15 protein-coding genes are annotated in these 11,161 nt (G+C 63.0%); 2 read left to right on the top strand and 13 right to left on the bottom strand.

Going from position 1 to position 11,161, the window contains the following annotated elements; translation table 11 throughout:
• Positions 1–9 precede the first annotated feature (9 nt).
• Both gatA and gatC read right to left on the bottom strand, forming a co-directional pair.
• Positions 10–1,494: an Asp-tRNA(Asn)/Glu-tRNA(Gln) amidotransferase subunit GatA gene (gene gatA / locus RGQ15_RS06435; RefSeq protein ID WP_311159391.1), complete on the bottom strand. Its 1,485-nt coding sequence runs from the start codon at positions 1,492–1,494 to the stop codon at positions 10–12.
• Positions 1,491–1,778 (bottom strand): Asp-tRNA(Asn)/Glu-tRNA(Gln) amidotransferase subunit GatC, encoded by a 288-nt coding sequence (gene gatC, locus RGQ15_RS06430; protein ID WP_311159390.1) that lies wholly within the window; start codon positions 1,776–1,778, stop codon positions 1,491–1,493. Before gatC ends, gatA begins: the two co-directional genes overlap by 4 nt.
• A 138-nt stretch (positions 1,779–1,916) precedes the next feature.
• Here gatC and RGQ15_RS06425 point away from each other — a divergent pair, with 138 nt between their 5' ends.
• Positions 1,917–2,609, top strand: coding sequence for a metal-dependent hydrolase (locus tag RGQ15_RS06425; RefSeq protein WP_311159389.1), 693 nt, complete (start codon positions 1,917–1,919; stop codon positions 2,607–2,609).
• A gap of 60 nt (positions 2,610–2,669) precedes the next feature.
• Here RGQ15_RS06425 and RGQ15_RS06420 read toward each other — a convergent pair whose 3' ends face one another.
• From RGQ15_RS06420 to RGQ15_RS06370, 11 genes are all read right to left on the bottom strand, one after another.
• The gene (locus RGQ15_RS06420; RefSeq protein ID WP_311159387.1) at positions 2,670–2,834 is read right to left on the bottom strand and encodes a hypothetical protein; all 165 of its coding nucleotides are present in this window, start codon (positions 2,832–2,834) and stop codon (positions 2,670–2,672) included.
• A 131-nt stretch (positions 2,835–2,965) separates the two neighbouring features.
• On the bottom strand, positions 2,966–3,748 hold the full coding sequence (locus RGQ15_RS06415; protein ID WP_311159386.1) for a succinate dehydrogenase iron-sulfur subunit: 783 nt from the start codon (positions 3,746–3,748) through the stop codon (positions 2,966–2,968).
• 63 nt (positions 3,749–3,811) lie between these two features.
• Positions 3,812–4,126 (bottom strand): hypothetical protein, encoded by a 315-nt coding sequence (locus tag RGQ15_RS06410; protein WP_311159385.1) that lies wholly within the window; start codon positions 4,124–4,126, stop codon positions 3,812–3,814.
• Positions 4,126–4,485 (bottom strand): hypothetical protein, encoded by a 360-nt coding sequence (locus tag RGQ15_RS06405; RefSeq protein WP_311159384.1) that lies wholly within the window; start codon positions 4,483–4,485, stop codon positions 4,126–4,128. Before RGQ15_RS06405 ends, RGQ15_RS06410 begins: the two co-directional genes overlap by 1 nt.
• Positions 4,485–6,287, bottom strand: a complete 1,803-nt coding sequence (sdhA, locus tag RGQ15_RS06400) for a succinate dehydrogenase flavoprotein subunit (protein ID WP_311159383.1) — start codon at positions 6,285–6,287, stop codon at positions 4,485–4,487. Before sdhA ends, RGQ15_RS06405 begins: the two co-directional genes overlap by 1 nt.
• An 8-nt stretch (positions 6,288–6,295) precedes the next feature.
• Positions 6,296–6,685, bottom strand: coding sequence for a succinate dehydrogenase, hydrophobic membrane anchor protein (locus RGQ15_RS06395; RefSeq protein ID WP_311159382.1), 390 nt, complete (start codon positions 6,683–6,685; stop codon positions 6,296–6,298).
• A gap of 14 nt (positions 6,686–6,699) precedes the next feature.
• The gene (gene sdhC, locus RGQ15_RS06390) at positions 6,700–7,092 is read right to left on the bottom strand and encodes a succinate dehydrogenase, cytochrome b556 subunit (RefSeq protein ID WP_311159381.1); all 393 of its coding nucleotides are present in this window, start codon (positions 7,090–7,092) and stop codon (positions 6,700–6,702) included.
• A gap of 276 nt (positions 7,093–7,368) precedes the next feature.
• Positions 7,369–7,575, bottom strand: a complete 207-nt coding sequence (locus RGQ15_RS06385) for a DUF1737 domain-containing protein (RefSeq protein ID WP_311159380.1) — start codon at positions 7,573–7,575, stop codon at positions 7,369–7,371.
• A 1-nt stretch (position 7,576) separates the two neighbouring features.
• Positions 7,577–8,128, bottom strand: a complete 552-nt coding sequence (locus tag RGQ15_RS06380; protein ID WP_311159379.1) for an NnrU family protein — start codon at positions 8,126–8,128, stop codon at positions 7,577–7,579.
• A gap of 42 nt (positions 8,129–8,170) precedes the next feature.
• Complete coding sequence (locus RGQ15_RS06375) at positions 8,171–9,010, bottom strand: HpcH/HpaI aldolase/citrate lyase family protein (RefSeq protein ID WP_311159378.1); 840 nt, start codon at positions 9,008–9,010, stop codon at positions 8,171–8,173.
• A 79-nt stretch (positions 9,011–9,089) separates the two neighbouring features.
• Positions 9,090–9,824, bottom strand: coding sequence for a sulfite exporter TauE/SafE family protein (locus RGQ15_RS06370; protein ID WP_311161049.1), 735 nt, complete (start codon positions 9,822–9,824; stop codon positions 9,090–9,092).
• 223 nt (positions 9,825–10,047) lie between these two features.
• Here RGQ15_RS06370 and mdh point away from each other — a divergent pair, with 223 nt between their 5' ends.
• The gene (gene mdh / locus RGQ15_RS06365; RefSeq protein WP_311159377.1) at positions 10,048–11,010 is read left to right on the top strand and encodes a malate dehydrogenase; all 963 of its coding nucleotides are present in this window, start codon (positions 10,048–10,050) and stop codon (positions 11,008–11,010) included.
• Positions 11,011–11,161: the final 151 nt, after the last annotated feature.

Genomic DNA, 11,161 nt, shown 5'->3' with positions numbered 1-11,161 from the left:
AGCGGCTGCTTACCACCAGCGCGCCGGTTTCGCGGTAAATCCTGCCGCAGATTCGAGGGCTTGTGCAAGGTTCAACAGCCCACCCTCGTCCCAAGGGCGTCCGATGAGTTGCATTCCGAGCGGCAATCCCTGCTTGTCGAGGCCAACCGGGACCGAAATCCCCGGCAAGCCGGCAAGGTTCAGCGTTACGGTGAAGACGTCGTTCAAGTACATCTCGACCGGGTTGCCCTTGTTCGCGCTGCCAAGACCAAAGGCCGCGCTGGGGGTGGTGGGCGCAAGAATGGCGTCGATCCCCGCCGCATAGGCATGGTCGAAATCGCGTTTGATCAAGGCGCGGACCTTGCGGGCACGGTTGTAATAGGCGTCGTAGAACCCTGCCGACAGGACGTAGGTGCCGATCATGACGCGACGCTTCACCTCGGGGCCGAAACCCTCGGCGCGGGTCTTCTCGTACATCTCGACGATGCCGTCTCCTGCAGCCAGCTTGGCGCGGCGCCCGAAGCGCACGCCATCATAGCGGGCGAGGTTCGATGACGCCTCGGCCGGGGCAATGACGTAATAGGCCGGCAAGGCGTATTTGGCATGCGGCAGGCTGATATCCACGATCTCGGCGCCGGCATCCTTCAGCATTTCGGCAGTCTTCTGCCACAGGCCATCGATCTCGTCGGACAGGCCCTCGATGCGGTATTCCTTGGGAATGCCGATCTTCTTGCCGCGGATATCGCCGGTCAGCGCAGCTTCATAGTCCGGCACCGGACGTTCGGCACTGGTCGAATCCCTCGGGTCGACCGAGGCCATCGCGCCCAGCATGATCGCCGCGTCGCGCACCGTCTTGGTGATCGGCCCGGCCTGGTCAAGCGACGAGGCATAGGCGATCACGCCCCAGCGGCTGACCCGGCCATAGGTCGGGCGCAGGCCGACCGTGCCGGTAAAGGCGGCGGGCTGACGGATCGATCCGCCAGTATCGGTCGCGGTCGCGGCCAGGCACAGATCGGCGGCAACAGCGGCAGCCGAACCGCCCGAGGAACCCCCGGCGGTGCGCTCGACGCCATCACCCAGTTTCCACGGGTTGACCGTCGCGCCATAGGTGCTGTTCTCGGTCGAGGAACCCATGCCGAACTCATCCTGGTTCAGCTTGCCCAACATGACAGCGCCCTGATCCCAGAGGTTCTGGGTCACGGTGGATTCATATTGCGGCAGGAAGCCTTCAAGGATGCGGCTTGCCGACTGGCTGGGCACACCCTTGACGCAGAAAAGATCCTTCACGCCGACCGGAATCCCGGTCATCGGCGTCGCATCGCCCGCCTTGATGCGGGCATCGGCGGCGGCGGCCATCTCGCGCGCCATGTCGGGCGTGTTGTGGACAAAGGCGTTCAGCGCGCCCGAGCCCTCGATTGCGGAAAGGCAGGCCTCGGTCAGTTCGACGGCGGTGGTTTCACCCTTGGCCAACGCGTCGCGGGCCCCGGCGATGGTCAGTTTGTTCAGATCGCTCATTCCACCACCTTCGGCACGGCAAAGAAGCCCTCGCGCGCGTCGGGCGCGTTCTTCAGGACAAGGTCCTGCTGTTCGCCGTCGGTGACGACATCTTCGCGCCGCTTCAGGCGCATCGGCTCGACACCCGTCATCGGCTCGACGCCCTCGACATCGACCTCGTTCAGCTGTTCCATGAAATGCAGGATGCCGTTCAGCTCCTGCGCCAAGGCCGGCAGGTCCGCATCAGCGACCGCGATGCGCGCCAGATGCGCGACCTTGCGGGCTTCGTCCTGTGTGATCGACATGGGGGCTCCTTTCGCTTGCGGCGGGTTTACCGCCCGCGCAGGGGCGGGGCAAGCACCGCCAAGCGCCAGCGGCATGGAACTTTACGGCCTCAAGCCATCTTGGCAGGATGCAAGCGCCGCAGCAAAGGAACCTCCCGCATGAAACTGACCTGGCTTGGCCATTCCGGATTCCGCCTTGAAATCGAAGACGCCGTGATCCTGATCGATCCCTGGCTGTCGGGAAACCCCCTCTTCCCCTCCGAGAGCCGAGACGAGGCGATCCGGGGCGCGACCCATATTCTGATCACCCACGGCCACGGAGACCACACCGGGGACACGCTTTCGATTGCACGTGAACTGAAGATCCCCGTCGCGGGCATCTTCGACCTGATCAGCACCTGGCAAACCCATCAGGGGATCGAGGGGATCGGTTTCAACAAGGGCGGGACGGTCGACCTTGGGGGCGCAAAGGTCACCATGGTGAACGCCTGCCATTCATCCTCCTTCGAAGGGAATGAAGGGCCGATCTATGCCGGGCATGAATCCGGGTACATGATCGCGGGCGAAGACCATGTGATCTACGTGTCTGGCGATACGGATATCATGGCCGACATGGCGTGGATGGGTGAATATCACCAGCCCGATATCGGCATCCTCTGCGCGGGGGGACATTTCACCATGGACATGAAGCGCGCGGCCTGGGCGGCGAAGAAGTATTTCGACTTCAAGACCGTGATCCCCTGCCACTACAAGACTTTCCCGCTGCTGGAACAGGATGCTTCGGCCCTGAAGGAAGGGTTGCCGGGGGTCGAGGTCATCGAACTGGACGTACTGAAGCCGGTCGAACTCTGACACCAAAAGACAAAGCGCGGCCCAAGGCCGCGCTGCGTCATTGCGAAATCAGCGCCGCAATCAGGCGGCGAGGCGGTCCTCGGCGCTTTCCAGCGGCATCGGGGCGAAGCTGAAATAGCCATACATCTGTTCAAGGACGGCCATCGCTTCGGTAGCGGCCTTGTCGGCGGCGCGGTTCAGCACGGCGACTTTCGCGGTGTTCTGCAGGGGCTCGGTGGCATTCATCGGACTACTCCGGGTCAGAAACGTTGTCTCTCCCTGCCGGAAGAAATAACGCCGCGTAGCAGCAAAAACCAGTGCTGCGACGCGGCGTAAACGTCAATTGGCCAGCATACCGGCCATGACCTCTGGGCAAATCAGGCGATGCGATCGACCATCATGTGCTTGATCGACGCGATTGCCTTTGCCGGGTTCAGGCCCTTGGGGCAGGTGTTCGTGCAGTTCATGATGGTGTGGCAACGGTAAAGCTTGAAGGGATCTTCAAGTGCATCCAGACGCTCGCCGGTCGCCTCGTCGCGCGAATCGATGATCCAGCGATAGGCGTGAAGCAGGGCGGCCGGGCCAAGATAGCGGTCACCGTTCCACCAATAGCTCGGGCACGAGGTCGAGCACGACGCGCACATGACGCATTCATAAAGGCCGTCGAGCTTCTTTCGATCCTCGATCGACTGGCGCCATTCCTTGTCCGGAGTCGGCGTTTCGGTGATGAGGTAAGGGTTCACCGAGGCATGCTGGGCGTAGAAATGGGTCAGGTCGGGGATCAGGTCCTTGACCACCGGCATGTGCGGCAGCGGATAGATGTTCACATCCTTGCCGGTGACTTCGTCGATGCCGAAGATGCAGGCCAGACGATTGCCGCCGTCGATGTTCATCGCGCAGGAACCACAGATGCCCTCGCGGCACGAGCGGCGGAAGGTCAGCGTCGGGTCGATCTCGTTCTTGATCTTGATGAGCGCGTCCAGAACCATCGGGCCGCATTTGTCGAGATCGACGAAATAGGTATCGATCCGGGGGTTTTCTCCGGTATCCGGGTCCCAGCGGTAGATGTTGAAGCGCCGAACGTTCTTGGCGCCTTCGGGTTTCGGCCAGGTCTTGCCGACCCGCATGCGGCTGTTCTTGGGAAGGGTAAGTTGGACCATTGGGTAACTCCTGGTGGTCAGACCGCCGTCATGCGGTAGGCTGTAGCGTGGCCGAATGCGACATCACGCGCTCCAGCCCGGTTGTTCATTGAGCGGCCGATTGGGCGCTTGGCCCGAGCGGCGGCGGACGCAGGCATCGAACACATCGGCGGGATTTCGGCCCATGATGTAGTCCGACGACAGTTCGACCCCGACATAGCCGCCGCGATAACCGCCCGAGCCGACGCCCAGACCGATTTCGGTCCGGGGTCGGACGGCGTCACGTGCGTCACGCAGGCAGGTCATCTCGGCCTCTTGAACCGAGACAGGCGCGGTCGCGCATCCGGCAATCCCCAGAAACGGAGGGATCAGCACCATCAGCGCGCCGCACCGCGCCATCAGGCTGCGCCCTTGGCTGCTGCCGCTGCCCCGGCGATGCATTGCGTCGTCGTGGGGCGGCTGACGATCGAAGCGACCGAACCGCTTGCGCCGGCATCGCCGGCATCCGCGATATTTGCCAGTTCGGCCGTCGTCGCGTTCTGCATCACGCAATCGGTATAGGGCGCGACATTCGCACCGGGCAGGCGCTTGGCCATCTCGCGGTTGATGACGACACGGGCCGAGGACCGGACCGCCGCATCGGGATTTGGCACAGGCGCGGTTGGGACCGTGGGCGTGACCGGCACGGGAGCCGGATTTTGCACCACGCAGCCCGAAAGGGCCAACGCGGCAACGGTCAGGATCAGGGGAAGACGCATCAATAAACCCTCGCTTTGGGTGCGATTTTCTTCAAATCGATCCCGCCCTCATCTTGCGTGGTCAAAGGCTCGAGGTGGACGGGCCGGTAAGCCAGTTTAACATCGTTGCCTTCGATCCATGCAAGCGAGTGCTTCCGCCATGTGGCGTCATCCCGCTCGGGCCAGTCTTCATGCGCGTGGGCCCCCCGGCTTTCCTTGCGCGCCTCGGCCCCAACGATCGTCGCCAAGGCATTCGGCATGAGGTTCGTCAGCTCCAGCGTCTCCATCAGGTCGCTGTTCCAGACCAGGCTCCGGTCGGTCACCTTCAGGTCATTCAGCTTGGCTGCGATGACCTTCATCTTCTCGACGCCTTCGGCCAGCGTCTTGTCGGTGCGGAAGACGGCGGCGTCGGCCTGCATGGTCTTCTGCATCTCAAGGCGCAGATCGGCGGTCGAAACCGATCCGTTCGCGTTCCGGATGCGATCGAAGCGGTCCATGATCTGGTCGACGGCCTGGGCGTTGGTCGTGGGGATCGCCGCGTTGCGATCGACGACCTCTCCCGCGCGGATGGCTGCGGCGCGGCCAAAGACCACGAGGTCGATCAGCGAGTTGGAACCGAGGCGGTTCGCCCCGTGCACCGAAGCGCAGCCCGCTTCGCCCACGGCCATCAGGCCCGGGAAGACGGCGTCCGGCTGGTCCTCGGTCGGGTTCAGCACCTCGCCCCAGTAGTTGGTCGGAATGCCGCCCATGTTGTAATGGACCGTCGGAATGACCGGGATCGGCTCGCGGGTGACATCGACGCCGGCGAAGATGCGGGCCGATTCCGAGATGCCCGGCAGGCGCTCGGCCAGGGTTTCCGGCGGCAGGTGCATCAGGTTGAGGAAGATGTGGTCCTTTTCCGGGCCCACGCCGCGGCCTTCGCGGATCTCCATGGTCATGCAGCGCGAGACGACGTCGCGCGAGGCAAGATCCTTGTAGGTCGGGGCATAGCGTTCCATGAAACGCTCGCCTTCCGAGTTGGTCAGGTAGCCGCCTTCGCCGCGGGCACCCTCGGTGATCAGGCAGCCCGAGCCATAGATGCCGGTCGGGTGGAACTGCACGAATTCCATGTCCTGCAGCGGCAGGCCCGCGCGGGCCACCATGCCGCCGCCGTCGCCGGTGCAGGTATGGGCCGAGGTCGCCGAGAAATAGGCGCGCCCGTAGCCGCCGGTGGCCAGCACGACCATCTTGGCGTTGAAGACGTGGATCGTGCCGTCATCGAGCTTCCAGCAGACGACGCCGGTGCATTTGCCGTCGGTCACGATCAGGTCGAGCGCGAAATATTCGATGAAGAACTCGGCCTTCTCCTTCAGCGAACGCCCGTAGAGCGTGTGCAGGATGGCGTGGCCGGTGCGGTCGGCGGCGGCGCAGGTGCGCTGCACCGGCGGGCCTTCGCCGAATTCGGTCGTGTGGCCGCCGAAGGGACGCTGGTAGATCTTGCCCTCTTCGGTGCGCGAGAAGGGCACGCCGTAATGTTCAAGCTCGTAGACCGCCTTGGGGGCCTCGCGCGCGAGGTATTCCATCGCGTCGGTGTCGCCCAGCCAGTCCGACCCCTTGACGGTGTCGTACATGTGCCATTGCCAGCTATCCGGGCCCATGTTCGAGAGCGAGGCGGCAATACCGCCCTGCGCAGCAACGGTATGCGAGCGGGTCGGGAAGACCTTGGTCACGCAGGCCGTGCGCAGGCCCTGTTCGGCCATGCCCAGCGTCGCGCGCAGACCGGCCCCGCCGGCGCCCACGACAACCACGTCATATTCGTGCGTTTCGTATTTGTAAGCAGCCATGGGGAACCTCAAAGAACGACGATCGCGCCCAGGCCCATGCGGGCCAGCGCGTAAACGGCCGTGGCGATGACCGCCCAGCCGAAGATGACGGAAAGGATGATGGCGCCCTTGCGCACCGCACCCTGAAAGTAGTCGTCGATCATGATGCGCGTGCCCTTGATGAAGTGCAGCATGCCCACGATGACGAATAGCGCGGTGATCAGCGCCGGAAACGGACGGGCGAAATAGGCCAGGATCAATTCGCGCGGCAGGCCGATGGCGCGGGCGATCACGATCATGAACAGCGGCGTCAGGATGGCCAGGGCCACCGCGCTTACGGTCATGTACCAGTGATGCTGCGTACCTTCATGGGCAGCACCAAGGCCGGCAGCGGATTTGCGGGGGGTAATGTAACGCATTGTGCCGCCTTTCCTCAGAACAGGAAGAAGATGATAAGGGTCAGCACCGCCAGAGCGACGGAACCCGCGATCAGCACCTGGCTGGATTTTTGCGCCTGCTCGATTTCCAGGCCGTAACCCGCGTCATAGCAAAGGTGACGAATACCGGCGAGCATGTGATACCAAAGCGCCCACATCGATCCGGTCAGGATGATGAAGCCAAGCCATGACCGCACCACCCAGTCGGCACAGGCAAAGGCGCCCGGCGAAGCGACGGCGGCGGCCAGCCACCAGACGATCAGCACGATGCCGGCAACCAGCGCATGCCCGGTGATCCGGGTCATGATCGAAGTGACGGCGGCGAGTGGCAGGCGGTAAACCTGCAAATGGGGTGACAGCGGCCGGTTGCCCCGGTTGACGTCAGCCATGATGCGCTCTCCTGCGTTCAGGGGCCTGGCTCGCGCGGCGGCTGGCGGCGAGGGCTGGCCGAGAATTTGGCTCTGCTTCTAGCCTTTTTGCCGGGACTGTCACGGGACGAATCCCGCCGAAAGCCCGATCGTCACGAAAATTTGCAGTTTGTGATCACGCAGTTTATACCTGTGATCACATGAAACAAAAAGAGTCAGGAATGATTGCGTTATCAGTTGGTCATGCCAAACGAAGCAATCCTTCTTGCGCCCCATTCATGCGTCACCGGATAGGGCCTACTGTCGGCCCAGCTTCATTTCCGGGTGATATTCGGCCTCGATTTCCTTGGTCACCGCCTGAGCGCAACGCATGACCCCGCGCGTCGCGTCGAATGCAATCGTGGGGCTGCCGTGCAACTCCCACCCCTTGGACAGCGCGAGGCTGACCTTGTGGCAGAATTCGGATGTGTCGTCTTCGGTCAGCAGGCGATAGATCTTGGGCATGTCAGGCTCCGAACGGGTTGTATCCAAGCCAGCTGTGGATCAGCCCCACGACCAGCATGACAATCAGCGCGCCAAAGGCCGCCATGACCTCCTTGCGGACGGGAAATGGCCCAGGGGGCCGCGTCCAGACTGGCTCGGCACGGTTGATGATTGCCATTTCGGCCAGCGCCCAGATCAGCAAGCCGCCGAACAGCACGAAGCTCGGCAGGTCGCCATTGGGCAGAAGATGGGCAAAGGCCCATAGCGCAAAGCCGGTCAGTTGGGGATGGCGCATCCGGCTGGTGATGCGTGTCTTCATTCCTGCTGCGGCGAAAAGGTAGAACGCCACCAGCACCAGCAGGTTGTTGATCCCCTTGAGTGGAGCCGAGGGACCCCACCAATAAGGTCCGTCGCTCATGCGGTAGCCGAAGATCATCAGCAGTACCGCGACCATCAGCGCCCCGGTGACCAGGCCCCGCCCGGTTTCGCCAAGGCCCGCCCTTTGACCCGGAGCGATACGCTTGAACAGATGCGCCGCCCACCAGAGCGCGACGCCCAAGATCAATATCAACATCTGGCTCGTTCCTTTGCTGGATGCGTTTCGGGCAGGTTGGACTTAGCTGCCGAGCTTGGCAATCGCCTCGGCCTTGGCAAGCATGGCGCGTGCCGAGACAATATGCAGGTTCTCGACGATCCGCCCATCAAGGACCGCGACGCCCTTGCCCTGCAACCGGGCCGCCTCGTAGGCCTCGATCTGCCGCCTGGCAAGATCGAGTTCCGCCTCGGAAGGGCCGAAGATTTCGTTGGCGACGGAAAGCTGGGCGGGATGGATCAATGTCTTGCCGTCGAAGCCCAGGTCGCGCCCCTGCTCGCACTCGGCGCGCAGCCCCTCTTCATCCTTGAACGCGTTGAAGACGCCGTCGACGATCACCCGCCCATGCGCGCGCGCCGCGAGAAGGCAAAGCCCCAGCCCCGCCATCATCGGCAGGCGATCAGCCCTGAAGCGCGCGTTGAGTTCCTTTGCCAGGTCGTTGGTTCCCATGACCATGCCGCGAATTCGAGGGTGGGCGGCGATTTCCGAAGCGTTCAGCATGCCTTCGGCCGTTTCCATCATTGCCCATAGGGGCGTCTCGGGCACGAAGTCCGCGACCCGATCGAGATCGGCGGAGCGGCTGACTTTCGGGATCAGGACCGCATCCGCGCCTCGCGCAAAGGCCCGCGCATCAGATTCCCCCCATTCGGTGTCAAAGCCATTGATCCGGACGATACGGGCGCGGGCGCCGTAATCCGCGAGCAAGGCTTGAGCAAGAAGATCTCTCGCACCTACCTTTTCGCTTGGGGCGACAGCATCCTCGAGGTCGAAGATGATGGCGTCCGCGGCAAGCGTGCGGGCCTTATCCATCGCGCGCGCATTGGACGCTGGTATATACAGGACGGAACGATAGGGGCGGGTCATCGGCACCTCGCAGTAAAGTTATGGCGACGCTGCATGGAGCCGGCCCGTTAGGCAAGTCCCCACCTGCTGCAATGCAGCGTCAGAAGGCCACCCAGATCAGCCGGATCGACACCACGATCAGCGCCCAGGTGATGAATTTGTAAAACACCGTCGAAGGCATCCGCCGGATGATCCAGAGCCCGCAGACGACACCGATCATGCCGGGAACCATGAGAACGGCAGCTACGGAAAGATTGTGCAGCGAGAGTTGCCCGAGAAAGCCGTAAGGAACCAGCTTCACCGCGTTGCAGATTGCGAAATAGATCGTCGTCGTTCCGGCGAAAACCATCGGCTCAAGACGGAATGGCTGGGCATAGACCTGATAGGGCGGCGCGCCTGAATGCGACACGAAGCTTGTATACCCGGCAAGAAACCCCCAGAAGCTGCCACGCCCATAGCCCGGAACACGCGCCGCCCCCTTGCCGGCCGGGCGAAGCAATGCATTCAGGGCGAAGGCGAGGCCGATCACGCCGACGATCAGCCCGACATATTTCTCGTCGATGAGATGCGCCGTCGCCCAGCCAAGCGCAATTCCCGCAAGCGTGCCCGGCAGAAGGCTGGCCAGGACATGGCGATTGAAACTTCGGCGAAAGGCAATCAGCCCACCGATATCGGACGCGACGTAGACTGGCAGCAAGATACCCGCAGCCTGGACGGGCGACATGACGAGCGACATCAGCGGCACCGAGATGACGCCGACCATGGCCAGGCCGCCCTTGGCAAGCCCCACCGCGAATGCCGCGATGATTCCCAGCACCCAGCCCCAGAGGTCCAATCCCATCGCCCGCTCTCCCTGCCCTCGCCCGGAACTAGGATATGCACGGCCGCGATGCAATCGGCAGACGCTTGAGGATGCTATCGCTAACCTGCGGGAAAAGCGGGCTTCCCTGCCTTTCGGACCCCACGAAATATGTCGGATTTGCTGGCCGAGGCTTGCGCTTCGCGATTCTAGGGACTACGCCACCGCGCGAACCAATCATGGAAATCGGAGGTTTACCATGGCCCGACCCAAGATCGCTCTCATCGGCGCAGGTCAGATCGGCGGCACGCTGGCTCACCTGGCCGCGATGAAGGAACTGGGCGACGTCGTCCTGTTCGACATCGCCGAGGGCACCCCCCAGGGCAAGGCACTGGACATCGCGGAATCGGGCCCGTCCGAGGGTTTCGACGCCGTCATGAAAGGCACCAACGACTATGCCGACATCGCGGGCGCAGACGTCTGCATCGTGACCGCTGGCGTTCCGCGCAAGCCGGGCATGAGCCGCGACGACCTGCTGGGCATCAACCTCAAGGTCATGAAATCGGTCGGCGAAGGCATTGCCAAATACGCGCCGAATGCCTTCGTGATCTGCATCACCAACCCGCTGGACGCGATGGTCTGGGCTCTGCGCGAGTTCTCGGGCCTTCCGCATGAGAAAGTCGTCGGCATGGCCGGCGTGCTCGATTCGGCCCGCTTCCGTCACTTCCTGTCGCTGGAATTCGGCGTCTCGATGCGCGACGTCACGGCCTTCGTGCTGGGCGGCCATGGCGACACGATGGTCCCGCTGGCCCGCTATTCGACCGTTGGCGGCATCCCGCTGCCGGACCTGGTTTCGATGGGCTGGACCACGCAGGAAAAACTGGACGCGATCGTCCAGCGCACCCGCGACGGCGGCGCCGAGATTGTCGGCCTGCTGAAAACCGGCTCGGCCTTCTACGCCCCGGCCACTTCGGCCATCGAAATGGCGGAAGCCTACCTGAAAGACCAGAAGCGCGTCCTGCCCTGTGCGGCCTATGTCGACGGCGCCTTCGGCCTGAATGGTCTCTATGTCGGCGTTCCGACCGTGATCGGCGCGAACGGCATCGAGAAGGTCATCGACATCAAGTTGAACAAGGACGAGCAGGCGATGTTCGACAAGTCGGTCGATGCTGTCAAAGGCCTGGTCGAAGCCTGCAAGGGCATCGACAGCTCGCTCGCCTGATCCAGAACGGTATCAGCACGAACCGACCCCGCGACCCAAAGTCGCGGGGTCTTTCATTTGCAGGCCCCCAGAGTCGGCAAAAGCCATCATATGCTGGCGTTAACAGTCGGAAAATTTGCGATCACAGCCCGAATATGTGTGATCACAAAAG

It is taken from the genome of Paracoccus sp. MBLB3053, assembly GCF_031822435.1.
GTDB classification, from domain to species: Bacteria; Pseudomonadota; Alphaproteobacteria; order Rhodobacterales; family Rhodobacteraceae; genus Paracoccus; species Paracoccus aurantius.
The sequence above is the reverse complement of the archived record's forward strand: the minus strand, read 5'-3'. Positions and strand labels throughout refer to the sequence as shown.

Bases quoted from the DNA above. Each gene is read 5' to 3' on its own strand.
- gatA (WP_311159391.1), bottom strand. From the start codon at position 1,494: ATGAGCGATCTGAACAAACTGACCATCGCCGGGGCCCGCGACGCGTTG.
- gatC (WP_311159390.1), bottom strand. From the start codon at position 1,778: ATGTCGATCACACAGGACGAAGCCCGCAAGGTCGCGCATCTGGCGCGC.
- RGQ15_RS06425 (WP_311159389.1), top strand. From the start codon at position 1,917: ATGAAACTGACCTGGCTTGGCCATTCCGGATTCCGCCTTGAAATCGAA.
- RGQ15_RS06420 (WP_311159387.1), bottom strand. From the start codon at position 2,834: ATGAATGCCACCGAGCCCCTGCAGAACACCGCGAAAGTCGCCGTGCTG.
- RGQ15_RS06415 (WP_311159386.1), bottom strand. From the start codon at position 3,748: ATGGTCCAACTTACCCTTCCCAAGAACAGCCGCATGCGGGTCGGCAAG.
- RGQ15_RS06410 (WP_311159385.1), bottom strand. From the start codon at position 4,126: ATGGCGCGGTGCGGCGCGCTGATGGTGCTGATCCCTCCGTTTCTGGGG.
- RGQ15_RS06405 (WP_311159384.1), bottom strand. From the start codon at position 4,485: ATGCGTCTTCCCCTGATCCTGACCGTTGCCGCGTTGGCCCTTTCGGGC.
- sdhA (WP_311159383.1), bottom strand. From the start codon at position 6,287: ATGGCTGCTTACAAATACGAAACGCACGAATATGACGTGGTTGTCGTG.
- RGQ15_RS06395 (WP_311159382.1), bottom strand. From the start codon at position 6,685: ATGCGTTACATTACCCCCCGCAAATCCGCTGCCGGCCTTGGTGCTGCC.
- sdhC (WP_311159381.1), bottom strand. From the start codon at position 7,092: ATGGCTGACGTCAACCGGGGCAACCGGCCGCTGTCACCCCATTTGCAG.
- RGQ15_RS06385 (WP_311159380.1), bottom strand. From the start codon at position 7,575: ATGCCCAAGATCTATCGCCTGCTGACCGAAGACGACACATCCGAATTC.
- RGQ15_RS06380 (WP_311159379.1), bottom strand. From the start codon at position 8,128: ATGTTGATATTGATCTTGGGCGTCGCGCTCTGGTGGGCGGCGCATCTG.
- RGQ15_RS06375 (WP_311159378.1), bottom strand. From the start codon at position 9,010: ATGACCCGCCCCTATCGTTCCGTCCTGTATATACCAGCGTCCAATGCG.
- mdh (WP_311159377.1), top strand. From the start codon at position 10,048: ATGGCCCGACCCAAGATCGCTCTCATCGGCGCAGGTCAGATCGGCGGC.